The following is a 24,592-nucleotide window of genomic DNA, read 5'->3' as shown; positions in this document are numbered from 1 at the left end:
TTATATGCAACCACTAGTTTCTATTATAACACCAATGTATAACAATGCCAATGTTATAAAAAAAACGATTAATAGTGTACTTAATCAAACCTATGCTCATTGGGAATTACTTTTGGTAGACGATGCCTCTTCAGATCAAATAAAGGCCATCTTAAAGCCATTTACAGAGAGCGATTCCAGAATTAAGCTATTTACTCACAAAGAAAATAAAGGTGCAGCAGAGGCTAGGAATTTGGGAACTAAAATGGCTACAGGAAATTATATTGCCTTCTTAGATGCAGACGACCTTTGGGCAGCGAATAAACTTCAATTACAGGTCGCTCAACTGCAAAATAATATCACTGATGTTAGTTTTGGGAGTTACGAATGGATTGATGAAGAAAATCAAGCACTAAACAAAAAAGTACACGCTTTGCCACAGTTGGAGTTCGGAAAGTTGTTAAAGGCAAATTATATAGGGAATTTAACAGGAATGTATAATTCTGAAAAATTAGGTAAAATATACACTAAGGATTTAAAGAAACGACAAGATTGGTTATTGTGGTTAGAGGCTTTAAAGAGAAGTGATAAACCCGCAATAGGTATTCAAGAGACAATTGCTTATTATCGCATTACAGAGGGCTCATTATCTTCTAATAAAACCAATTTAATAAAGCATAATTTTAATGTGTATCGTAAAGGCTTAGGTTTTTCTAAATTAAAATCGTTAGCCTATTTAATACAGTTTCTATTCGAACATTTATTTGTAAAAAAACGTTTAATTCAACCTATAGCTTCGAAATAAATTGCTTTAATTTTCCTGCTTTAGTGCGTTTTAATTGTTCTACACGTTCAAAACTAACGGTGATTCCTGTTTCTAAATAGCGTTTCATTTCTTCAGTAATAACGTCTTTTTTATCCGAGTCTAGTTCTTTGTTACTGACAAAGCGAATTATAAAATGATCTATACGAGATTGCTCAACAATAAATTCTGAAACATTACCATCATTTTCAATCACACTTTTAGTGATATAATAAAAAGTTAATCCTGCAGCTTTTTTTCCGCTCGGTAATACAACAATACTATTTGTTCTTCCAATCAGTTTTTTAAGAATAGGTTTTCTAATGGTACTATTTTCAGATAACACACCATTATCACCAATATCGTATCTGATAAAAGGATGGGCTTTGTTGTATAGCGATGTAATAACGACTCTACCTTCTTCACCATAAGGTAAAACTGTATTGTTTTCATCTAAAATTTCAACATAGAGGGTTTCACTATTCACTTGCCATTCATCCTTTGTATTCTGAAACGCAATAAGATCTAATTCTGAAGCTCCATATTCGTTTATTACAGGAAGCCCAAATTGAGTTTCGAGTAATAGTTTATCGTCATCAAATAACATTTCTGATGTTACAATGCAGGCTTTTAAGCTCGGGCAAACTGATTTTAAAATAATGTTATGACGCTTCAGATATTTTGCAAACTGAACAATGGAACTGGTGTATCCATTAATGAAATCGAAGTGTGTCGTTTTAAATTTGGTTAAAGCGGTTTCAAAAGCACTATCACTCAAATCAAATACTGAAAAACGGAATCGGTTACTAAAATAATCCTTCAACCGTTCTTTGTAATAGCCTTTTTTGTCTAGTGGAATTCCGTAAAAACGCGCTTGTTTAGAGCTATTGAAATCTATGCCATACCACCCAAACCGGTTCATTATTTCTGCCCAAGTTAACGCATGACACCATTTGTCTTTAGCAAAAATAAAGGGATCACCAGAACTGCCAGACGTTTTATTTACATAAACATTTTTAGGTGTAAAATTATCACTTAAACGTTGTTCTAAAGGTTGTTGTAAATGACGTTTGGTAATAATGGGTACAGAATTCCAATCGTTAAGATCAATAGATTTCCCTAAGGTTTTATAAAAGAAATTATGTTCTAGATGATAAGAAACGATGGCTTTTTTTTGAGCTTCAACATAAGTTTCAAACTCAAAATCAGTTTTTGCCTGAATTTGGGTTAACGCCGTTTTAGCCTTATCAATGTCAAAGCCATTTACTTTCAAAGAAAAATCGAATAATCGCAAAGTGTTTTTTGCCTTTAAGGTTTCCGTAAATTAATTGTTTTTTAAACTTAAAACCAATTATTTTTGCAGAGAACTCATTTCGACTTTTAATTTTAATCCGAAAATTATGGCTTTTGTGTTCTAATAAAATCATTTTTTGGTTGCATAGCCAAAAGTTACGGAAGCTAAAAATGGTAAAATTAGAGTGCAAAATGTATGATTGCAGGAAAAAGGAAAAGTTGAGATGAGTTCTTAAAAATTTTAAAGATGAATATTTTAGTACTTGGCTCTGGCGGAAGAGAACACACATTTGCATGGAAATTAGCACAAAGCGACCGTTGTAAGGCGCTTTTTGTAGCTCCAGGAAACTCAGGAACCCAATCAATTGCAACCAATTTAAATATTGGTGTTACTGATTTTGAGGCCATTAAATCAGCAGTTTTAGAACATAAAATTGATTTGGTGGTTGTCGGACCAGAAGATCCATTGGTACAAGGTATTCACGATTTCTTTTTAGAAGATGAGGCTTTAAAAAATGTGGCTGTTATCGGACCACAAAAAGCAGCTGCAGAATTAGAAGGCAGTAAGGAGTTTGCTAAAGAGTTTATGATGCGTCATAACATTCCAACAGCAGCTTATGAGAGCTTTACTAAAGAGAATGTAGAACAAGGATACAAGTTTTTAGAAACGCTAAGTCCACCATATGTTTTAAAAGCTGACGGATTAGCAGCTGGTAAAGGTGTTTTAATCTTGAATGATTTACAAGAAGCAAAAGACGAATTAAAAAGTATGTTGGTTGATGCAAAATTTGGAGATGCCAGTACCAAAGTGGTTATCGAAGAATTTTTAGACGGTATTGAATTAAGCTGTTTTGTATTAACGGACGGGAAAGACTATAAAATTCTACCAACAGCGAAAGATTATAAACGTATTGGTGAAGGAGATACAGGTTTAAATACAGGAGGTATGGGAGCAGTTTCTCCAGTACCATTTGCTACTAAAGAATTTTTAGACAAAATTGAAAATCAAGTTGTAAAACCTACGGTTGAAGGTTTAAAGAAAGATAATTTGCCTTATGTTGGGTTTATTTTTATTGGTTTAATTAAAGTTGGAGACGATCCAAAAGTGATTGAGTACAATGTTAGAATGGGTGACCCTGAAACAGAAGTGGTGTTACCACGACTAAAAACCGATTTAGTTACTGTTTTTGAAGCGATGGCAAATCAAACTTTAAGTGAAGTGACTATTGATATTGATGAGCGTGCAGCAACAACAATAATGTTAGTTTCTGGCGGATATCCTGAAGCTTACGAGAAAGGCAAAGAAATTACAGGATTAGAAACTATTTCAGACTCTATCGTATTTCATGCAGGAGCAATTGAAAAAGATGGTAAAGTGGTTACCTATGGTGGTCGCGTAATGGCAATTACGTCATATGGAAATACGTATCCAGAGGCCATAAAAAAATCCTATCAAAGTATAGAAAAACTACATTTTGATAAGATGAATTACCGTAAGGATATAGGTTTTGACCTATAAACTGAATTATAAATAGGAATGAGAAGAGATACTTTTGTCTTCTTCTCCGTTCTCATTGTATTTTTTAAGTTGTAACATCCAATATACAAATGCAACCACGCCAATAGCCATAAATATCCATGACATTATGTTAGCTGAAAACCAGCTTTCTAATTCTAATGCTTTAAGTGCATCAAATGGTGCAAATAACACATTTACAAATAAATCCGCTATTCCGTTAAAGAAATCATTCATAACTTTATAAATTTACACCAATTCTAATTTCGAATTGGGATTGAGCAGCAAAAATACAAAAAGAGTTAATGATAACAAGTATTTTTAGTAAATCTAAGCCTATAAACTTCATATTTGTTGCAGTTTATGTTTGTCTGCTATTTGTAGTAACCAACTATTCTCTACTTTTTTCGGATCTAAATAGTTCTCTAGCAACGCTTTTTAAGTGGGCAGTGACCTTGTTTTTAGTTTTTTAATTGACTTTATTATTTCTAAAAATAACTTAACACAAAGAAATAGTTATGCTATTATGACCTTTGGTCTGCTGTTTGGTATGTTTCCAGACGTAATGAAGCATACAAACTTATTGCTGGCTAATCTGTTTATTATCTTTGCTTTGAGACGTTTAATAAGTTTACATTCTAATCTACATATTAAAAAGAAGTTGTTTGATGCGGCTTTTTGGATTGCACTAGCGGCTTTATTCTACTTCTGGTCAATGCTGTTTTTTGCTTTAGTGATTGTCGCTTTGATTTATCATTCTCAAAATGATTTTAAGAATGTTATTATTCCGTTTATGGGAGTTACAACGGTTGTTATATTACTCTTGGTCTATAATATTATTGTAGACGATGTCTATCTCAAACCTACAAATTTTAAACGTTACGCAAGCTTAGATTTTACAGCCTATAACAGCAAGGAAAATATATTAAAGTTTACAGTGTTATTTACATCCTATGTATGGACGCTTATCTATTATTTTAAAAATATTCCTGATAAGAATAAAAAATTAAAGCCCTCCTATTTCTTAATTGCTTGGGCTTCAGTAATTGCTATTTTAGTTGCTATTATTGCTCCTACTAAAAACGGTAGTGAGTTTCTATTTTTATTTGCGCCATTTTCAATTATTATGGCCAATTATATCGAAGTGATTTCAGAACGTTGGTTTAAAGAAGTTTTTATAGCCCTTTTTATTATAGTGCAAATTATAGGTTTAATGTTGTAATTTGTTTCCAAAAGCTAAATCACCAGCATCGCCTAATCCCGGAATAATATAACCTTTTTCATTTAAGTTGTCATCTATGGCAGCAATCCATAGTTTTACATCAGCACCAAATGCTTTAGAAACATAATCAACACCTTCTTGTGCTCCAATAACACTTACTAAATGAATTTCTTTAGGTGTTCCAAATGGTTTCAAGGCCTCATAAGTAGCCACCATAGATTGTCCTGTGGCAAGCATCGGATCAGCTAAAATTAGGGTTTTACCTTCTAAACTCGGACAAGCTAAATACTCAACTACAATTTCAAAACTTTCCGGATTGTGTTTGTGTTGTCTGTATGCCGAGATAAATGCATTTTCAGCGGCATCAAAATAATTGAGTAAACCATTATGGAGTGGTACACCTGCTCGTAGAATAGAACATAACACAATATCTTTTTGATGTAAAACAGTTTCAGAACTACCTAAAGGAGTTGCAATGGTATGTGGATTAAATTGAAGTGATTTACTCAATTCATAACCCATAATTTCACCAATACGTTCTATATTTCTTCGGAAGCGCATGCTGTCTTTCTGAACCGTTTTATCTCTTAATTCAGACATAAAGGTGTTTAAAATTGAAGGTGTATCAGAAAGGTTGTGAATTTGCATATTATGGGAATTGGTTCAGTCGTTAAAGTTAATAATTCCTACTATATTTGTAAACATTAAATCAATTTCATTATGTTTTCACAAAAAGCAAACGCTATTTTTCAAGAGGTTATTAAAACCTATAAAGTTTTAAATACAGTAGATCAGCCTTTTACTAACAAGTACGATGAAAACGATGATCTTATCGCGCATTTGTTATATAGAAAATCGTGGATTGATACTGTTCAGTGGGCTTACGAAGATATTATTAGAGATCCAAACATTGATCCGGTTGCAGCTTTAAAGTTGAAACGAATGATTGATGCCTCTAACCAAGATAGAACGGATACGGTTGAATATATCGATAGTTATTTTTTAAATAAATACAAAGACGTCACCGTAAAACCGGATGCTAAAATCAACTCTGAAAGTCCGGCTTGGGCAATAGACAGATTATCTATTTTAGCATTAAAGATTTATCACATGCATCTAGAAACGGTAAGAGATGATGCTAGTGATGCGCACAAAGCGACTTGCCAAACAAAGCTTAATGTTTTATTAGAACAACGTGTAGATTTAAGTTCTGCAATAGACGATATGCTTACTGATATTTCAAATGGTGATAAGTACATGAAAGTGTATAAGCAAATGAAAATGTACAATGATAATGAACTAAACCCTGTTTTGAGAGGACAGAAATAGTTCGTGAACCTGTTAGGTTCTTAAAACCTGACAGGTTTGTACAAAATTATGCCAAAACCAAAACACATACTCGTCCTTAGGTTTTCTGCAATGGGAGACGTGGCTATGACAGTTCCTGTTTTACGAGCACTCACAACGCAATATCCCGAATTAAAAATTACAGTAGTTACCAGAGCATTTTTTAGACCTTTTTTTAAAGATTTAGAAAATGTAAGCTTCTATGAGGCGGATTTAAAAGGTAAACACAAAGGCGTTTTAGGACTCTATAAACTGTCTAAGGAATTAAAAAAGCTTGGGTTTGATGCGGTTGCAGATCTACACAACGTTTTACGTAGTAAAATCTTGAAATTATTCTTCCTCGAAAAAAAAGTAGTCCAATTAGATAAAGGTAGAGACGAAAAGAAAGCACTGACATCAGGTGGATCTTTTAAGCAACTAAAAACCACACACCAGCGTTATGCTGATGTTTTTGAAGATTTAGGTTTTAATATAGATTTATCCAATCCAACATTTCCAAAACCAAAGGCTTTAACTGAAAAGCTAAATGCTTTTATTTCAAACAAAAGTTTCAAAACTATAGGCATTGCTCCTTTTGCGGCACACGAAAGTAAAATGTATCCCTTAGAGCAAATGGAAACTGTAATTGAGGAGCTTTCTAAAGATTACAATGTTATTTTATTTGGAGGTGGAGCTAAAGAAGTAGCGCTTTTAAATCAGCTTGAAACCAAATATAATAAGGTAACATCCGTTGCAGGAAAATTGAATTTAGAGGAAGAATTAATTCTTATTTCAAATTTAGACCTCATGCTAGCTATGGATTCTGGTAATGCACATATGGCGGCAATGTTGGGCAAAAAAGTAATTACAGTTTGGGGAGTAACACATCCTTTTGCTGGATTTGCACCTTTTAATCAACCTATAGATTTTGCACTTACTGCAGACAGAACACAGTTCCCATTAATACCAACGTCCATTTACGGTAATAAATTTCCTGAAGGTTACGAGAAGGCGGCAAGTAGTGTTTCTGAAGCGGTGATTGTTTCAAAAATTAAAGCGGTTATATAAAACTTCTCGATACAATTTTTTCGTACCTCAAAAATCACTCGAAGTGACATTCGTTTTTTAGAATTTTGTATCGAGAACCTATCGAAAATAAAAGACCTATCAGAATTTTAATTCTGATAGGTCTTTTTGTCTTAAATCTAAAAGCGAAGCGATCTAGACTCTTGGTTCTTTTTAAACATCATCATAATCAACAGCAACAGTAGCCGAAGTAGGATGCGCTTGGCAAGTCAATATTAAACCTTGAGCAACTTCACTATCTGTTAAAATGTTATTCTGACGCATTTCTGCTGTACCCTCAGTAAGTTTTGCAATACAACTACTACAAATTCCTCCTTGACAAGAATAAGGCGCGTCGATATCTTGCTTTAATGCGGCTTCAAGAATGGTTTGTTTTTGTGACATGTTAAATTCAAACTCTTCCTCATCAACCACGACTTTAATTTTGGTTTCACCAGAAGCTGTGACAGTAGTAGCATCAGTACCGGCTTCAACAGGAGCAGTAAACAATTCAAACTTAATCGCTTTTTCCTTTACACCATTTTCGATCAATACATCTTTTACTGTATGAATCATTTGCTCAGGTCCGCAGAGGTAGAAATTTTCAATGCTAACACCTTTGTACTTATTTTTAACGATGAGGTTCACTGTGCTTTTTTCAATACGTCCAAATAAAGCATCTGTTTCTTGAGACTGACTGTATATAAAATGCGCATGAAAACGGTTATCGTATTGTTTTTTAGTTGCAATAATTCATCAACAAACATGGCGTCAGCTAAGGTTTTATTACCGTAAACTAATATAAAGTTGCTAAACGGTTCTTCTTCCAAAAGCGTTTTAGCAATACTAAGCACTGGAGTAATTCCACTTCCAGCAGCAAAGGCTGCAATTGTTCTTGTTTTGGCAGCATTAGCTTCAAATACAAAACGTCCGTTTGGTTCTGCCACCTCTAAGACGTCACCTGCTTTTAAGGTAGTGTTGGCGTAAACAGAAAATGTTCCGTTTTCAACCGCTTTTACGGCTACAGTAACGTTGCCACTATTCTGAGAAGCACAAATAGAATAATCTCTACGGATGTGTTCGCCATTAATAGTCGTTTTTAAGGTGATGTATTGTCCGGCTTTAAAGCTGAATTGTTCTTTAAGATTTTCGGGAATATCAAAGGTTATCGCAACAGAACTGTCTGTTACTTTATCTACTGATTTTATAGTGAGTGAATGAAAATGTGCCATTAAAAATAATTTTTTGCAAAGATAAACAATCTCTTACAGACCTGATAGGTTTTTTTCTTGGCTAATCGTTGGTCACTGAGCGAAGTTGAAGTGAGTCCAATTGAAAAGCGTTTAGCTTTTTTTGAATATCGATCATACATAAGATTCTTATACATAAGAAAATTATGTATATATTTGTAGTACGATGAGCAATTCAAAATTATATAAAGGGAGTTTAACCACCATCATTTTAAAGTTATTAAATGAGAACGATAAAATGTATGGTTACGAAATTACCCAAAGGGTAAAGGAATTAACTAAAGGTGAACTTAAAATTACAGAAGGCGCATTATATCCTGCGTTACACAAATTAGAGGCTGAAGGTTTGTTAGATGTTGAGGTCGCAAAAGTAGACAACCGATTGCGTAAATATTATAAACTCACCGAAACAGGAACTAAAGAAACCGTTAATAAATTAGAAGAATTAGCTGAGTATATTAAAACGATGCAAGCTTTAGTGAATCCAAAGCTAGCTTAGACCTAGCAGGTTTTAAAAACCTAGCAGGTCTAAAGAATTTATTGCTTATCCTGCAAGGTTTCAAAAACCTTGTAGGTATTAAAACTTAAAATGAAACTAACCAAAGAAGACATACAATTTATAGATACTTACTTAGAGAATTCTGATGTGGTTTTTGCAGACATCCGAATGGAAATAGTAGACCATGTGGCTTCTGATATCGAAGATAGAATGAGTGCAAGTAATACTACTGACTTCTATAATGTGTTCAAAGATTATATGGTTCAGAACAAGGCTCAACTATTGAAGGATAATAGACAATTTTTAAAGTCTGCTGATATGAAAATTTGGAAGGCGTTTTTAAAAGGATTAGTAAGTCCATTAACACCACTTATATTTTTGACATCTTTTTTTGGATTTTACTTTTTATACCTAAATTTCAATATAGAAACATTTAGGTTAATTATCTCTTATGTTCCCTTAATTGGATTATCTGGGTTTCTGTTAACCTATGTTGTTTATCACAAAGCAAAAAATTTAAAACGATTTTCGGTCGTAGAACGTTTAGCGATGCCTTTTTGGGTGTTTTATCAAATACCCAATATTATTTTTAATTTTAGCTACCAAGCTAAAAATTTAGCGACAGTACTTTGGATTGTCGGAATTGTAAGTTTGGTTTTAACTTTGATGTTGGTCTTGGTTTGTGTTAGCATAAAATTATTTAAGAGTTACGAAAAGCAATATAAAACTCTAGCATAAGCAATGAAACTAACCAAAGAAGAAATACAATTCATAGACAATTATCTCATTAAAAACGAGGTGAAGTATTGGGATGTGCGTTTAGAATTGTTAGATCATATTGTTTCTGCGGTTGAAGAGAAAATAACTAAAGATGGTATTTCTTTTAATGAAGCTTTACTTCAGGTGCATAGAGGCTTTGGAAACCAATTTATAGAATTCGGCGTCCCTAAAATCAAAATGTTTGAAAGCGGACTATATCAAAGTAATATTGGGTTTAAGAAGTTCACGAGAAATAAACAGAAAGAATTGGGTAGGAAATACCGAAAAATGACATGGAACCATCTTAAAGCTAAGTTTTCCACCTTTAAGTTCTGGTTAGAGTATTTGGCTGTTATTTTGTCATTTATTTCCATTTATCAATTTAAGCCTAAAGCATGTTTTCTCATCGGTTTATTAGTGTTAATTCTACCTACAATATATTCTGCGTATTATTCTTTAAAAGATAAGTCTACTCGAAAATCATTAAATTTTGCTATGGCTACAAGTTCTGCGATGGCAGTGTGGTCGTTATATAATCTTTCGTTTTATATCTTAAAGGATAGTTATGAGAATGTTGTAAATATGCCTCATGGTTTCTTTGTTATTGTAGCGTGCTTATTTTACCCTATGATTAGAGCCAATATTGAAGTGTATCAGAACGTATATAAAGAGAATAAGAAAACTTTTAACCTTAAGTTTTTATAAATGAAACCCACTGAATCTCAAATACAAGACCTCTACGCTTTTACAAGGCAACATTTTGTAGAGCACTACGACTTACAAACCGAACTCGTAGATCATTTAGCCAACGATATTGAAGAGCAATGGCAAAACCAACCCAAACTCAGTTTTGAAGACGCTAAAAACAAAGCCTTCAAAAAATTCGGAATTTTTGGTTTTATGGATGCCATTGACCAAAAAGCGAAAGCCATGAATAAGCGTTATATGCGTTACATGTGGACAGAACTTAAGAAATGGTTTGAGCTACCACAAATTATTTCAACTATTGCCTTGTTTTTATTGTTTTACATCACGTTTTCAACAGTGTATATAGCAACTTTAGCTTTAGTTTTCTTTGGGATTATAACAGTTTGGTGTACTTATAAAAGTATTCAACTTAATAGGCAGTTTAGGCGCAGAAAAGAGTTTTCTAACAAAAAATGGATGTTGGAAGAAATGATCTTTAAACAAGCCGGAAGTACCATGTTTATATTTATGTCTCAATTATTTAATGTGTATAAAATACCAGAGAATTATGCAGGTAACACTTATTTTTTAGTGCTTTTCTCTTTAGCATTTACAGTTATCGCTTTGGTTAATTATATTAGCTTAGAAGTGATTCCAAACAAAGCCGAAAAATTGCTAAATGAGACTTACCCAGAATTTAGTTTGTAACAAATTTCTGTTTTTTCATACTTACTACATAAACCAACCCATCATTACACTATGATAAAACACTTTCTCAATCTCGAATGGAAACAATATTTTCGTTCGTCGTATTGGCAGAAAAATATAGCTATCAATATCTTAATGGTATTTTTTGCTCTTTATTTTGTTGCCATGTTTTTAGGCTTAGGATTTGGCCTTCTTTTTATTCTTAAAGAAATGTACCCTGAGCAAGACCCATTTGTAGCAGCCAATGGATTTTTATTTTACTGGATTATCGGCGATTTATTAATGCGTTTCTTTTTGCAAAAATTACCAGTAATGAGTGTAAAACCTTTGCTAACACTTCCTATTAAACGATCTACTGTTGTTAACTATGTATTAGGAAAATCTGTATTGTCATTTTTTAATTTTTTACCACTATTTGCCATCATACCGTTTAGTATAATGTTAATAGGAGATGGTTATGTAGCTTCTGAAATTTTAATTTGGTTGTTTGCGCTGATTATTACAGTACTGATTATTAATTTTTTAAATTTTATAATCGAAGCCTTTTCTGCAGAATCAGAATTGTCCTTTCTGCCTATAATAGTAGTAGTGAGTGTTTTGTTTGGTTTAAATTATTTTGAAATTGTACCAATGACAACATTAATAGGAAGCGGATTTTTGGGCATTGCGAATAATCCAATTCTTATTTTAATTCCAATCGCAATTTTAGCATTGTGCTATGGTTTCAACTTTAAAATCTTAAGAAAGAAACTGTATTTAGACAGCTCATTAAAAACTAAAGTTACCGAAGTTAATGCTTCAGACTTATCGTGGACAGAGCGTTTTGGTGACATAGCACCATTTATGAAACTCGATTTAAAACTCATTTGGAGAAATAAACGTACCAAATCAATGGCCATGTTATTATTGATTGGTGTGCTTTACGGTTTGTTTTTCTATCCACAGCCTATGTATAGAGAAATGACCTTTATGTCAGCATTTATTGGGATATTCTCTACAGGATTTTTCCTCATCAACTTTGGGCAATTCATTCCAGCTTGGGATAGTGGTTATTACAAACTTTTAATGAGCCAGAATATTAAATACGAGCAATATTTACGTTCAAAATTTATATTAATGGTAATAAGTGTGGTCCTTCTTTTTATATTAGGAATCCCTTATGTGTATTTTGGTTATAAAATCTTAATTGCACATTTTGCAGCAGCCATTTATAATATTGGTGTGAATACACATGTGATACTTTGGGGAGGATCTTTTAACCGTAAAAAATAGATTTAGATAAAAAAGCAGCATTTAATTATCAAGGGACAGGAGCTGTACAATGGTTAATTGGTATTCCATTAATGATAGTGCCTATGGGAGTATTTGCCCTTATTAATTGGTTAGTAGGTTTTGGAGCTGCGATAGCCTTTTTAATTGTTCTCGGAATTGCAGGTATTGTATTTCATAAAAAATTAATGAAAGGCATTACCAAAAAATATCTCGATTCAAAATACAAAATGATTAACGCTTTTAGTCAAGATAGTTAATAACTAATAACACATCTCATTATGATATATACAAAAGACCTTTCAAAAACATATAACGGAACAACCGTACTTAATATTGAAGAATTATCCATTCCTAAAGGCCAAAGTTTTGGTTTAGTAGGAAATAACGGAGCAGGAAAAACAACGTATTTCAGTTTGTTACTCGATTTAATTCAGCCAACCACAGGAAGCATAACAAGCAATGGAGTTGTTGTAAGTGAAAGTGAAGATTGGAAACCATTTACATCCTCATTTATTGACGAAAGTTTCTTAATTGGTTATTTAACACCAGAAGAATATTTCTATTTTATAGGCGAACTTCGTGGTCAGAATAAAGCCGATGTAGATACGTTAACCTCAAAGTTTGAAGATTTCTTTAATGGTGAAATCATCGGTAAGAAAAAATACTTGAGAGACTTAAGTAAAGGAAACCAAAAGAAAGCAGGTATTGTTGCGGCACTTATTGGTCATCCTGAAGTTATTATTTTAGATGAACCCTTTGCTAATTTAGATCCAACAACCCAAATACGACTAAAACAAATCATAAAAGATTTAGCTGAAAAGCAAGGAGTTACTGTTTTAGTATCTAGTCACGATTTAACGCATGTTACAGATGTTTGTGAGCGTATCGTTGTGTTAGAAAAAGGAAATGTGATTAAAGATTTAGAAACCAATCCAGCAACTTTGAGAGAATTAGAAGCGCATTTTGGAAGCTCAGCAATGGCATCACAAGAGGAAGAATAAAAAGAATAAAATTGAAATCCCCGTAGGGACAAGTCGCGACTTGTCCGTGCAACATATAATTTGCGTGTTATAGCAAAGCATTATTAAATTTCAAAACAATTCAAATTGGCATGAAAATCATTTTCATGCCAATTTTTTTTATGCAGGAGTGAGCCTTTGCATCTTCGCGACTTTGCGTGAATATTAATTTTTTAATTCATTTAACAATCTCAAACAAACTACAATCAAGTCTTTATTCTTGATTCTAACAGCGAAGCAGTCTAATATCTTCTAAAATTCAGCCTCAAATTCAAAAAGATCCTTATTTTTACCACATAACACACTAAACAGAGTGTTTTTAAGTTATCTATAATACTTATTTAGCATTAAATTATAAGCCATAATTAAGTGTTTAATTGGTGTCAATATTAAATAGAACCAACGTTTGAAAACCTATTACAAAATTATAGTATCTCTATGTTGCGTGGTAATGCTTACCCAAAGTTGCTCGCGTAAAAAAGATAAATTCATTAACAGAAACTTCCATGCTATGGGCACAAAATACAATGTGCTTTATAATGGCAATATCGCATTAGAGCGCGGAAAAGATGGAGTTAATAATGAGTTTACAGAAAATTTCTGGCAGATGCTTCCTGTTGAAAGAATGAATGTCTCTGAAGACATATTTCTACCAGGACAAACCAAAAATGCCGATTTTGATCGTGCCGAAGAAAAAGCCATTAAGGCAATTCAGGTACATGGCATGAATATCGATGGAAAGGAAAAAAATCCTCAGATAGACGAAGCGTATTTATTGTTAGGTCAAGCCCGTTATTTTGATCAACGCTTTGTACCAGCTATGGCTGCTTTCAACAATATTTTAAATAAATATCCAACTAGCGATAAAATTAATCAGGTTAAAATCTGGCGCGAAAAAACAAATATGCGTTTAGATAATAATCAAGGAGCTATTGATAAGCTAAAACGTCTGTTACGCGAAGAAGAGATTGAAGGTCAGGATTTGGCAGATGCTGCAGCAGCTTTGGCTCAAGCTTATATCAATACAAAATCTAAAGATAGCGCCATAGCGCAACTAGCGATTGCGGCAGAAAACACAACGGTTAAAAGAGAAAAAGCACGTTATCATTTTATTAAAGGACAATTATATAACGAATTTGGTAAAAAGGACAGTGCAAATATAGAATTCGATGCGATTATAGATATGCATCGTCAAATACCAAGATCTTTTTACATCAATGCACATATCGAAAAATCTAACAACTTTGATGTATTAAACGGTGATCAAATTGAGTTTGAAGAATACCTTACAGATTTAGAAGAGAACAGAGAAAACAGACCGTTTTTAGATAAGATTTATTATCGCATTGCAGAATATCATCGTAGTAACGCATCAGATAGTCTTTCTGAGGTCTACTATAATAAATCGCTTAGAAAAACAACCTCTGATAAGTATCTAAGATCACTTAGTTATGAGACTTTGGGGAACATGTATTTTGATAGAAACATTTATAAAACGGCAGGTGCATATTATGATAGTACGATGACGGCAATGGTTGCTAATACTAAGCCATATAGAATCATTAAAAGAAAGCGCGAAAATTTAGATGATGTAATATATTACGAAGGTATAGCGCAAACTAACGACAGTATTCTGCGAATGGTTAAGCTTCCAGAATCAGAGCAACTAGCGATTTACACAAAATATACGGATGAGCTTCGAATTAAAGCTATCGAAGATCAGAAACAACAAGAAGAGGCTTTAAAAAAACAACAAAGCCAAACGACGCCGGCAACGCAATCACTCCAAAATAGTCAAGGAAATTTAAAAAGTAAGCTTACTCCACCAGGAATGTCTAGACAGATTCAAACGGGTAATTCTGCAAATGGTGCTAGTAGTTTTTATTTCTACAACGCTACTACTGTAGCTTATGGTAAAAATGAATTTTTAAAACTTTGGGGAGATCGCAAACTTCAAGATAATTGGAGGCATTCTAGCCAACGAGCAGATATTGTAAATACTACAAAAGATGATGATTTGGTCGCTTCTTTAGTCGAAGATGAGCGTTTTAATCCTGAAACGTATTTAGCGTCTCTGCCAACAAATCAAAGCGAAATTGATAGTATTGCTACAGAACGAAATTATGCTTATTATCAATTAGGAATTATCTACAAGGAAAAGTTCAAAGAATTTCAGTTATCGAAAAACAGGTTTGAAAATTTGTTAGAAAATGACCCTGAAGACCGATTAATTTTACCTTCAAAATATAATCTGTATCGTATTTATATCGAATTAGGATTGAACCAAAAGGCAGAAGCGATGAAAAATGCAATTGTCTTAAATTATCCAGATTCGAGATATGCTGAAATTCTATTAAATCCACAGTCCGAATTATCTAAGGACGAAAATAGTCCTGAAGCGATCTACACCAAACTCTATAGGCAATTTGAGAATGAAGCTTATGCTGCTGTAATAGCAGAAGCCGAAGTACAGATTAAGCGCTTAGAAGGTGATGATTTTGTTCCTAAATTCGAAATTTTAAAAGCATCAGCAAAAGGAAGGCTTTATGGTTTTGAAGCTTATAAAGAAGGGATTAACTATATAGCATTAACCTATGCTAATACGGAAGAAGGCAAAAAAGCACAAGAAATCTTAAAAGATGCGATTCCTGTGTTGGCTAAAAAGGAATTTGTTTCAGATGATGATGTCGATAAATTTAATGTTATATTTCAATTTGAAAATAATTCGGGTGAGGATATTGAAACCTTTATCACAACCCTAAACGAAGAAGTTGCGAAAATAAAATACTTTGATCTCACCACATCAAAAGATCTATACGACGACAATACTACCTTTGTTGTGGTACATGGATTAAAAAGTATCGGTGGAGCAAAAGGCTTTGGAGAATTACTTAAGACGGGAGAGAAAGATAAAAGAGGACGACTATTAAAACCAAAAATTACCCGACCATATTTTGCAATTTCTTCGCCGAACTATGCAATTATTCAGCGACATAAAAACTTAAATGCGTATTTAGAGTTACAGTAATTTAAAAATCAGATCATTATGTTTTCTCCAGACAGAAAAAAACAAAAGACCAATCAACTATGGAAGCAACGACACAACAAAATATTATAGCACAAGGCACTAAAATTGTAGGTGACATAGCTAGCCAAGGGCCATTTAGAATTGACGGTACAATAGAAGGTAACGTTAAAACTTCGGGCAAAATAGTGGTCGGTAAATCGGGTTATATTAAAGGAACTTTACAAGGTGAAAATGCGGATTTTGAAGGTAAATTTTCAGGAAAGCTTATTCTGTCTGGTACATTATCTTTAAAGGCTACAGCTCATATTGAAGGGGAAGTGCATATTAATAAGTTGGCTGTTGAGCCTGGTGCGACATTCAATGCTACATGTAGTATGAAAGGGACGGTTAAATCACTGTCTAATGAGCCTGTTAATGCCCAATCTACACAAGCTCAAAGTGTCCAAAGCAAATAAAGGCCCTAATAAGTTTATTAGGTTTACGTCTGTTGCGTTTCAAATGGGAGGCACCATTTTTCTTGGTAATTATTTAGGGCAATGGTTAGATACCAAGTTTAGTACAGATTATTTGGAAACGACCATAACACTACTTTCAATTTTTGTTTCAATGTATTTGGTGATTTCTCAAGTTTTAAAAATGTCTAAAGAAGATGATTAAATCTCTTGCTATATATATAGTGTCATTTTCAATATTATTTTTGGTTATTCATTTTTCACAAGATTATATTTTGAGTACACTTAATAGTTCTGTCCGGTTTAGTCTTTGGGATACTAATATCTTTTTTGCTGTGGCATCATTGATGATATGTGTTCATTTTCAATTTTTTTCCCTAATTAAAAGTTTAGAGACTCAACTCGGATTTATCTATTTACCTACCCTTTTTATAAAAGGGGTGCTATTTTATGTAGCGTTTAAAGATTCTGTTTTTAATATTGAGGTTTTAAATACTACCGAAGAATTGAACATTTTAATTCCATTACTCTTGTTTCTAGGAATGGAGGTGTTTTTTGTGGTTAAAATTATATCTAAAATGGGGTTTAAATATTAGACTCAAAAAACATATTGTTATTTTAATAAATTGCGTACTTTTGCACGGAATTTGAGAAGAGGTTTTTTTTATTTTATTAGAATGAAGATAGTTCAGCACAGTTTTAAGTTTTTAGTATTAGCAGTTTTGATGTTTTTACCATCGTCTATTTCAGCGTTCAACGCTGGCGGAGATGGAGGTCAAGTTTCTGGTAAACAACAGGTAGAGGAATATATAGTTCACCACCTAAAAGACTCTCACGATTTTAATTTGTTTTCGTATACAGATGATTCTGGAGAGCGTAAACATTTTGGTGTGGCGTTACCTGTAATTCTTTGGTCTTCTGAAGGATTAGTGACGTTTATGTCTTCGGAGTTTCACCATGATGATAACGGACAAGTTATTGTTGAAAAAGACGGTCTTAAGTTTACAAAGATTCACTCAAAAATTTACGAATTAGAAAAAGGAGCCACGGCTGTTAGTTTTGATGCTGATCATCATGCAACTAATGGTACCAAGGTTTTAGATTTTTCAATTACTAAAAGTGTCGTTGGGATCTTATTAATTGGTCTTTTAATGTTATTTTGGTTCTCTAGATTAGCGAAACAATATAAGAAAAAACAAATCCCAACAGGTTTTGGCCGTATACTAGAGCCATTAGTGCTTTACGTAAGAGACGAAATTGCAAGACCAAATATTGGAGAAAAGCACTACCGTAGGTTTACAGGGTATCTTTTAACCGTATTTTTCTTTATATGGATTTTAAACATGGCAGGCTTAACACCTTTAGGTTTTAATGTTACAGGTCAATTAGCAGTAACAGCATGTTTAGCTATATTTACTTTAATTATTTATACTATAAGTGGTAATAAAGATTACTGGATGCATATTTTATGGATGCCAGGTGTCCCAATATTCGTTAAGCCAATATTAGCTGTAATTGAATTGGTAGGTGCTTTTATTATTAAGCCATTCTCATTATTAGTGCGTTTGTTTGCAAACATTTCTGCAGGACACATTGTATTAATGAGTTTAATTGCTATTATGTTTACGCTTAAAGAATCTTTAGGTGTTGTTGGTGCAACAAGCTTATCATTTGTATTATCATTTTTCCTTTTATTAATCGAATTATTAGTAGCGTTTTTACAAGCGTATATTTTTACAATGTTGTCAGCTTTATTTATTGGTATGGCTGTAGCAGAACACGATCATGAACACGATCATGATCATGAAATTTCATCGGACGTAGAGGACGTTAGAGGAGATTTTATTTAATAAGAATTTTTTTAATTTAATTTTATATATCAATTTTTATGGAACCAGTAACTTACAATTTAATTGGAGCAGGATTAATCGTAATCGGAGCAGGTATTGGACTTGGTCAAATCGGTGGTAAAGCAATGGAAGGTATTGCTCGTCAACCAGAAGCAGCAGGTAAAATCCAAACAGCAATGATTATTGTTGCAGCACTTTTAGAAGGTTTAGCATTTGGTGCTTTATTCTTAGGAAAATAAGAACCAAATCAAATTTACAAAAACACTATCCTGTAACGGTTGGTTGCAGGACGTGTTTTTAAATTAAAAAAGAATAACACCTAATTAGTTAATAGGATGGAAACATTATTAAACGATTTTTCACCAGGATTATTTGTAGTATCAACAATATTGTTGTTGGCATTAATAGCGTTAATGGTGAAGTTTGCATGGAAACCAATTCTTACGTCATTACATGAAAGAGAAGAAGGTATTCAAAGTGCTTTAGACGCAGCTGAAAAAGCGAAACGTGAAATGGCAAACCTTCAAGCAGATAATCAAAGATTATTGCAAGAAGCAAGATTAGAAAGAGAATCAATGCTTAAAGAAGCTCGTGAGCTTAAAAGCAAAATGATTGCAGATGCTGAAGCGGAAGCTAAAACGCAAGCAAATAAAATGATTGCACAAGCACAAGAAGCTATTACTAGTGAAAAGAAAGCAGCTATGGCAGAATTAAAAAGTCATGTTGCAGGTTTATCTATAGAAATCGCTGAAAAAGTAGTGCGTAACGAATTATCTAACAAAGACAAACAACTAGAATTAGTTGAGTCTATGTTAGCAGAAGCAACTTTAAACTAGTAAGAGATGTCAGGATCAAGAGCGGCAATACGATATGCTAAAGCGGTTTTAAGCTTAGCAACAGATCAAAAATCTGCTGAGGTGGTAAATAGTGATATGAAATCAATCGCTAAAGCCATCGCTGAGAGTGAAGATTTAAATCAGATGCTTCAAAGTCCTGTTGTAAGATCTTCGGATAAAAAAGCGGTATTATTAGCTGTATTCAAAGATGCGAATGTGGCAACGACTAACTTATTCGATACTTTAATCACTAACAAAAGGTTACCATTACTAAATGATGTAGCTTTAAGTTATGTTCATTTATATGATGAGTTAAGAGGTAGCCAAGTAGCAACCGTTACAACGGCAATTCCACTTACTGAAGATTTAAAAACTAAAGTATTAGCTAAGGTTAAAGAACTTACAGGAAAAGACGCAGAAGTAGAAAATATTATAGATGAAAGCATTTTAGGTGGTTTCATATTAAGAGTTGGTGATATTCAGTATAATGCTAGTATTTCAAACAAACTTGATAAATTAAAAAGAGAATTTACACTAAATTAATATAGTTTTAGATAAGCCCTAAAGGCTAACAGCTAAAAGCTAAAGACTAAAAGAGATGGCAGAAGTAAAACCAGCTGAGATATCAGCAATCTTAAAACAACAACTTTCAGGTTTTGAAGCAGGTGCTTCATTAGACGAAGTAGGAACAGTATTAACTGTAGGTGATGGTATTGTACGTGCTTACGGATTAGCTAATGTGCAATATGGCGAATTAGTTGAATTTGATGGTGGTGCAGAAGGAATCGTACTTAACCTTGAAGAAGATAATGTAGGTATTGTATTGCTAGGAACTTCAGTAGGTATTAAAGAAGGTTCTACAGTTAAACGTACGGAACGTATCGCATCTGTAAAAGTAGGTGAAGGTATTGTTGGCCGTGTGGTTGATACTTTAGGGAACCCAATTGATGGTAAAGGACCAATAGCTGGAACAACTTATGAGATGCCTTTAGAGCGTAAAGCACCAGGTGTTATCTACAGAGAGCCAGTAACTGAGCCGTTACAAACAGGTATTAAAGCTATTGATGCTATGATCCCAGTTGGTAGAGGTCAGCGTGAGTTGGTAATTGGCGATAGACAGACTGGTAAGACAGCTGTTTGTATCGATGCGATCTTAAATCAAAAAGAATTTTACGATGCAGGTGAACCTGTATATTGTATATATGTTGCTATTGGCCAAAAGGCTTCTACTGTAGCTTTAATTGCTAAGACTTTAGAAGAAAAAGGTGCTTTAGCTTACACAACAATAGTAGCTGCAAATGCATCAGATCCTGCTGCAATGCAAGTTTATGCGCCTTTTACAGGAGCATCTATTGGTGAGTATTTTAGAGATACTGGTAGACCAGCTTTAATTGTATTTGATGATTTATCAAAACAAGCTGTTGCTTACCGTGAGGTATCTTTATTATTAAGACGTCCTCCAGGACGTGAGGCCTATCCTGGTGATGTATTTTATTTACACTCAAGATTATTAGAGCGTTCTGCAAAAATCATTAATAATGATGCTATTGCTAAAGAAATGAATGACCTTCCAGATGTTTTAAAACCGATGGTTAAAGGTGGTGGTTCATTAACAGCATTACCAATTATTGAAACACAAGCAGGTGACGTTTCAGCATATATCCCAACTAACGTGATTTCTATTACAGATGGTCAGATTTTCTTAGATGGTGATTTATTTAACTCTGGTGTTCGTCCAGCAATTAACGTAGGTATTTCTGTATCTCGTGTTGGTGGTAATGCTCAGATTAAATCTATGAAAAAAGTATCTGGTACATTAAAATTAGATCAAGCTCAGTACCGTGAATTAGAAGCATTTGCTAAGTTTGGATCCGATTTAGATGCCGTTACTTTAAACGTAATTAACAAAGGTAAGCGTAACGTTGAAATCTTAAAGCAGGCACAAAACGATCCTTTCAAAGTAGAAGATCAAGTAGCTATCATTTATGCGGGTTCTAAGAACTTGTTAAAAGATGTTCCTGTTGAGAAAGTAAAAGAATTTGAACGCGATTATTTAGAGTTCTTAAATGCAAAGCATAGAGATACTCTAGATTTACTTAAAGCAGGTAAATTAACTGATGAGGTTATTGATACACTTACAAGTGTAGCTAAGGATCTTTCAGCTAAGTATCGATCATAAAGTTATAAGTTTAGAGTTATGAGTAAGCGTATTCATAACTCTAAATTTTAATTATTAAACTAATGTCACTCTGAGCCTATGCAAGGAGTCTTTATCATATAAAGAATGGCGAATTTAAAGGAAATTAGAAACAGAATATCATCGGTATCATCAACGATGCAGATTACTAGTGCCATGAAAATGGTATCTGCTGCTAAGTTAAAGAAAGCCCAAGATGCTATTACAGCAATGCGTCCTTATTCTAATAAGTTAACGGAATTGCTTCAGAGTTTGAGTGCAACTTTAGATGAAGATTCTGGAAGTAAATATTCTGTTCAACGCGAAGTAGAAAACGTACTTTTAGTTGTTGTAACCTCTAATAGAGGTTTGGCTGGTGCATTTAATTCTAATATCATTAAGCAGGTAACTAGGCTTACTAATGGTACTTATGCAGGCAAAGATGTTTCTTATTTAGCAATAGGAAAGAAGGCAAATGATGCCTTCAAAAAAACGAATAAAGTTATTGCAAATAAAAGTGATTTGTATGAAGACTTAACGTTTGATAATGTTTCTGAAATAGCAGAAATGTTAATGGAAAAATTTGTAGCTGGAGAATTTGATAAGATTGAAATAGTTTACAATCACTTTAAAAACGCAGCGACACAAATTGTAATGACGGAACAGTTTTTACCAATTGTGCCTATTGAAGGTGATGATAACGTTAATTTAGATTACGTTTTTGAACCCTCTAAGATAGAAATTATTGAAGAATTAATACCGAAGTCTTTAAAGACACAATTATACAAAGGTATTAGAGATTCTTTCGCTTCAGAGCATGGTGCACGTATGACAGCAATGCATAAAGCAACAGATAACGCAACGGAGTTAAGAGATCAACTTAAATTAACTTACAACAAAGCAAGACAAGCAGCAATTACTAACGAGATCTTAGAGATTGTTGGTGGAGCTGAAGCTTTAAATAACTAATATTTGTCATTCTGAACGAAAGTGAAGAATCTCAATAACATCTAAAACCTAACTTTAAATAGTTAGGTTTTTTTATGCCGTCATGTAACATTTTTAAGATTTTGTATCTAAAAGGAAAATCGAATTAAAAATGAATATCATGAAAAACTTAAAAAACAGACTTTTAATCCTAACCTTTATGGTTTCGGGATTTATGTACTCGCAACACACATCTTTTGACGTTAATATTAGCGGAAAGGGGGATCCTATTTTATTATTTCCTGGTTTTAGCTGTCCTGGTGCTGTCTGGGATGATGTGGTTACAGAGCTTTCTAAGACAAATGAATGTCATGTTTTTACGTTGGCAGGATTTGGAGATGTACCGGCCATTGCAACCCCTTGGTTACCAAAAATTAAAGAAGAAATAATCACTTATATTTTTGATAACAATCTTAAACAAATCACTTTAATTGGTCATAGTTTGGGTGGTGCATTAAGTTTATGGTTGGGAACTGAAAAGACTTTAGACCTAAAGACTATTATAACAGTAGATGCTTTGCCTTCCATAGGTGCGCTTATGATGCCTAATTTCGATAGTAAAACAATTGTATATGATGACCCTTACAACAAACAGTTATTAGACATGAGCGATGAAAATTTTGAAGCTATGGCTACTCAAATGGCATCGGGAATGGTACTTAATGAATCTAAGAAGGAAACTATTAAGGATTGGATCGTTGAAACCGATAGAAAAACTTATGTTTATGGCTATACCGATTTATTAAAACTAGATTTGAGAACTGATATTTCAAAAATAACGACTCCACTTCTAGTGCTTGCTGCAGTAATGCCCTATGGATTAGAAACCGCCAAAAAAACATACCAAGAGCAATACAAGAATCATGGTAGTTATAAAATTAAGTTTGCAGAAGAATCCGCACATTTTATAATGTATGATCAACCACAATGGTTATTAGAAGCCATTAAAATGGAATTAAATTAGAATTGAAACACGTGGAATTTAAGAATATATATGACGATAATTATCCTAAAGTTATGCGGTTGTGCTTAGGCTATTGCAACGGAAACGAACCACAAGCTAAAGATTTGGCTCAAGAGGTGTTCATAAAGGTTTGGGATAACTTAAAAACGTTTAGACAAGACGCTAGCCTTTCTACATGGATTTATAGAATTACGGTAAATACCTGTTTAGTTCATATACGGAATAGTAAAAAACGCATGTTTTCTTCAGAGATACCAAGTCATATAGAAAGTAAATTAGATGATTCTAAAAACAATCTAGAAGACAAATTCAAACAATTATACGCTTGTATTAATAAATTAAATGTTGATAATAAGGCGATCATTTTGCTTGAACTGGAAGGTTTGCAACAAAAGGAGATTGCAGAAATTATGGGTCTAACGCACGAGGCTATAAGGGTGCGAATTCACAGAATTAAAAACGAATTAACTAAATGCGTTAAACAATGAAAAATTTTGAAGATATAAAATCACAATGGGAAAACTTGGCTGATATACAGATCCCTAAAGAAGGTACTGAAGAAATTATTAAAAAAGCGAACCAGTTAAAAAAGGGGCAGAAAATTACTAGCATTGTATTAGGTGTAACTGTGGGCGTATTGGTTTTTTCTTTTTCTACGTAAGTGCTTATTTAGAACTTAAAGCGGCAATAGCTTTAATCTTAATGATAGCTGGATTAATTATTAGAATCGGAATAGAGTTTAAGAGTATCAATACTCTAAAACAAATTAAATACCCTCAGGACGCTCAGAGTTTCAAAAACACGTTTATAACATATTATAAAAAGAGACTTCGAACACATTATATTTTCACACCGGTAATCCTTTTATGTTATATAATTGGCTTTATCATGCTTATGCCATT

The 24,592-nt window shown here is 33.3% G+C and carries 26 protein-coding genes and 2 pseudogenes; 24 read left to right on the top strand and 4 right to left on the bottom strand.

All coding sequences use genetic code 11. The features are described from left to right. The first annotated feature begins 4 nt into the window (after nt 1-4). Nucleotides 5-784 (top strand): glycosyltransferase family 2 protein, encoded by a 780-nt coding sequence (locus tag ADIWIN_RS01800; protein WP_020896376.1) that lies wholly within the window; start codon nt 5-7, stop codon nt 782-784. Here ADIWIN_RS01800 and ADIWIN_RS01795 read toward each other — a convergent pair. After that, nucleotides 768-2,075 (bottom strand): phenylacetate--CoA ligase family protein, encoded by a 1,308-nt coding sequence (locus ADIWIN_RS01795; protein WP_020896375.1) that lies wholly within the window; start codon nt 2,073-2,075, stop codon nt 768-770. The two genes, ADIWIN_RS01800 and ADIWIN_RS01795, sit on opposite strands and share 17 nt — an antisense overlap. A gap of 246 nt (nt 2,076-2,321) precedes the next feature. Between ADIWIN_RS01795 and purD the strand changes: the two genes are divergently transcribed. Continuing rightward, nucleotides 2,322-3,593 carry a phosphoribosylamine--glycine ligase gene (purD, locus tag ADIWIN_RS01790; RefSeq protein WP_020896373.1) on the top strand — a complete coding sequence of 424 codons (1,272 nt, stop codon included), beginning with the start codon at nt 2,322-2,324 and terminating at the stop codon, nt 3,591-3,593. 6 nt (nt 3,594-3,599) lie between these two features. Here purD and ADIWIN_RS01785 read toward each other — a convergent pair whose 3' ends face one another. Further along, nucleotides 3,600-3,827 (bottom strand): DUF6341 family protein, encoded by a 228-nt coding sequence (locus ADIWIN_RS01785; RefSeq protein ID WP_020896372.1) that lies wholly within the window; start codon nt 3,825-3,827, stop codon nt 3,600-3,602. 205 nt (nt 3,828-4,032) lie between these two features. Here ADIWIN_RS01785 and ADIWIN_RS01780 point away from each other — a divergent pair, with 205 nt between their 5' ends. Continuing rightward, on the top strand, nt 4,033-4,812 hold the full coding sequence (locus ADIWIN_RS01780) for a DUF6427 family protein (protein WP_020896371.1): 780 nt from the start codon (nt 4,033-4,035) through the stop codon (nt 4,810-4,812). On the opposite strand, the gene upp is transcribed toward ADIWIN_RS01780, so the two are convergent. Next, a complete protein-coding gene (upp, locus tag ADIWIN_RS01775) occupies nt 4,801-5,460 on the bottom strand; it encodes a uracil phosphoribosyltransferase (protein ID WP_020896370.1) in 660 nt (219 codons plus the stop codon). The two genes, ADIWIN_RS01780 and upp, sit on opposite strands and share 12 nt — an antisense overlap. Before the next feature lie 72 nt (nt 5,461-5,532). Between upp and ADIWIN_RS01770 the strand changes: the two genes are divergently transcribed. Both ADIWIN_RS01770 and ADIWIN_RS01765 read left to right on the top strand, forming a co-directional pair. Continuing rightward, a complete protein-coding gene (locus ADIWIN_RS01770) occupies nt 5,533-6,141 on the top strand; it encodes a DUF4254 domain-containing protein (protein WP_020896369.1) in 609 nt (202 codons plus the stop codon). 48 nt (nt 6,142-6,189) lie between these two features. After that, entirely contained in the window at nt 6,190-7,206 is a 1,017-nt protein-coding gene (locus tag ADIWIN_RS01765; RefSeq protein WP_235046961.1) for a glycosyltransferase family 9 protein, read from the top strand. Nucleotides 7,207-7,377: 171 nt separating this feature from the next. Here the strand turns inward: ADIWIN_RS01765 and ADIWIN_RS01760 are convergent. Further along, nucleotides 7,378-8,435 (bottom strand): annotated as a pseudogene (locus tag ADIWIN_RS01760) (2Fe-2S iron-sulfur cluster-binding protein). Between the two features lie 184 nt (nt 8,436-8,619). Between ADIWIN_RS01760 and ADIWIN_RS01755 the strand changes: the two are divergent. The 19 genes and pseudogenes from ADIWIN_RS01755 (at nt 8,620) to ADIWIN_RS20465 (ending at nt 24,351) form a co-directional block, all read left to right on the top strand. Continuing rightward, a complete protein-coding gene (locus tag ADIWIN_RS01755; RefSeq protein WP_020896365.1) occupies nt 8,620-8,952 on the top strand; it encodes a PadR family transcriptional regulator in 333 nt (110 codons plus the stop codon). 90 nt (nt 8,953-9,042) lie between these two features. After that, nucleotides 9,043-9,690, top strand: a complete 648-nt coding sequence (locus ADIWIN_RS01750) for a hypothetical protein (RefSeq protein WP_020896364.1) — start codon at nt 9,043-9,045, stop codon at nt 9,688-9,690. Nucleotides 9,691-9,693: 3 nt separating this feature from the next. Continuing rightward, a complete protein-coding gene (locus ADIWIN_RS01745) occupies nt 9,694-10,416 on the top strand; it encodes a hypothetical protein (RefSeq protein ID WP_020896363.1) in 723 nt (240 codons plus the stop codon). Further along, on the top strand, nt 10,417-11,106 hold the full coding sequence (locus tag ADIWIN_RS01740; RefSeq protein ID WP_020896362.1) for a hypothetical protein: 690 nt from the start codon (nt 10,417-10,419) through the stop codon (nt 11,104-11,106). It begins immediately after the preceding gene. A gap of 51 nt (nt 11,107-11,157) precedes the next feature. Continuing rightward, nucleotides 11,158-12,635, top strand: a pseudogene (locus ADIWIN_RS01735) (DUF5687 family protein). Nucleotides 12,636-12,656: 21 nt separating this feature from the next. Continuing rightward, on the top strand, nt 12,657-13,379 hold the full coding sequence (locus ADIWIN_RS01730) for an ABC transporter ATP-binding protein (protein WP_020896359.1): 723 nt from the start codon (nt 12,657-12,659) through the stop codon (nt 13,377-13,379). 469 nt (nt 13,380-13,848) lie between these two features. Further along, nucleotides 13,849-16,425 carry a type IX secretion system periplasmic lipoprotein PorW/SprE gene (gene porW, locus ADIWIN_RS01725; protein ID WP_051155388.1) on the top strand — a complete coding sequence of 859 codons (2,577 nt, stop codon included), beginning with the start codon at nt 13,849-13,851 and terminating at the stop codon, nt 16,423-16,425. Nucleotides 16,426-16,484: 59 nt separating this feature from the next. Then, nucleotides 16,485-16,880, top strand: a complete 396-nt coding sequence (locus ADIWIN_RS01720) for a bactofilin family protein (protein WP_020896357.1) — start codon at nt 16,485-16,487, stop codon at nt 16,878-16,880. Further along, nucleotides 16,864-17,082 carry an AtpZ/AtpI family protein gene (locus ADIWIN_RS01715; RefSeq protein ID WP_235046959.1) on the top strand — a complete coding sequence of 73 codons (219 nt, stop codon included), beginning with the start codon at nt 16,864-16,866 and terminating at the stop codon, nt 17,080-17,082. Before ADIWIN_RS01720 ends, ADIWIN_RS01715 begins: the two co-directional genes overlap by 17 nt. Next, nucleotides 17,075-17,473, top strand: coding sequence for a DUF6168 family protein (locus ADIWIN_RS01710; protein ID WP_040756249.1), 399 nt, complete (start codon nt 17,075-17,077; stop codon nt 17,471-17,473). Before ADIWIN_RS01715 ends, ADIWIN_RS01710 begins: the two co-directional genes overlap by 8 nt. 81 nt (nt 17,474-17,554) lie before the next feature. After that, nucleotides 17,555-18,727, top strand: coding sequence for a F0F1 ATP synthase subunit A (gene atpB / locus ADIWIN_RS01705; protein ID WP_040756247.1), 1,173 nt, complete (start codon nt 17,555-17,557; stop codon nt 18,725-18,727). Between the two features lie 38 nt (nt 18,728-18,765). Then, entirely contained in the window at nt 18,766-18,966 is a 201-nt protein-coding gene (gene atpE, locus ADIWIN_RS01700) for an ATP synthase F0 subunit C (RefSeq protein WP_020896353.1), read from the top strand. Between the two features lie 96 nt (nt 18,967-19,062). Beyond that, nucleotides 19,063-19,563 (top strand): F0F1 ATP synthase subunit B, encoded by a 501-nt coding sequence (locus ADIWIN_RS01695; protein WP_020896352.1) that lies wholly within the window; start codon nt 19,063-19,065, stop codon nt 19,561-19,563. 6 nt (nt 19,564-19,569) lie between these two features. Then, complete coding sequence (gene atpH, locus ADIWIN_RS01690) at nt 19,570-20,106, top strand: ATP synthase F1 subunit delta (RefSeq protein ID WP_020896351.1); 537 nt, start codon at nt 19,570-19,572, stop codon at nt 20,104-20,106. A 55-nt stretch (nt 20,107-20,161) separates the two neighbouring features. Then, entirely contained in the window at nt 20,162-21,742 is a 1,581-nt protein-coding gene (gene atpA, locus ADIWIN_RS01685) for a F0F1 ATP synthase subunit alpha (protein WP_020896350.1), read from the top strand. A 105-nt stretch (nt 21,743-21,847) separates the two neighbouring features. Further along, nucleotides 21,848-22,708, top strand: a complete 861-nt coding sequence (atpG, locus tag ADIWIN_RS01680; RefSeq protein ID WP_040756245.1) for an ATP synthase F1 subunit gamma — start codon at nt 21,848-21,850, stop codon at nt 22,706-22,708. Between the two features lie 139 nt (nt 22,709-22,847). After that, nucleotides 22,848-23,690, top strand: coding sequence for an alpha/beta fold hydrolase (locus ADIWIN_RS01675; RefSeq protein WP_020896348.1), 843 nt, complete (start codon nt 22,848-22,850; stop codon nt 23,688-23,690). A gap of 11 nt (nt 23,691-23,701) precedes the next feature. Then, entirely contained in the window at nt 23,702-24,178 is a 477-nt protein-coding gene (locus ADIWIN_RS01670; RefSeq protein WP_020896347.1) for an RNA polymerase sigma factor, read from the top strand. Next, nucleotides 24,175-24,351, top strand: coding sequence for a hypothetical protein (locus ADIWIN_RS20465; protein WP_020896346.1), 177 nt, complete (start codon nt 24,175-24,177; stop codon nt 24,349-24,351). The genes ADIWIN_RS01670 and ADIWIN_RS20465 overlap by 4 nt, the downstream gene beginning before the upstream one ends. Nucleotides 24,352-24,592 lie beyond the last annotated feature (241 nt).

It is taken from the genome of Winogradskyella psychrotolerans RS-3, from assembly GCF_000427335.1.
GTDB lineage: Bacteria > Bacteroidota > Bacteroidia > Flavobacteriales > Flavobacteriaceae > Winogradskyella > Winogradskyella psychrotolerans.
The sequence above is the reverse complement of the archived record's forward strand: the minus strand, read 5'-3'. Positions and strand labels throughout refer to the sequence as shown.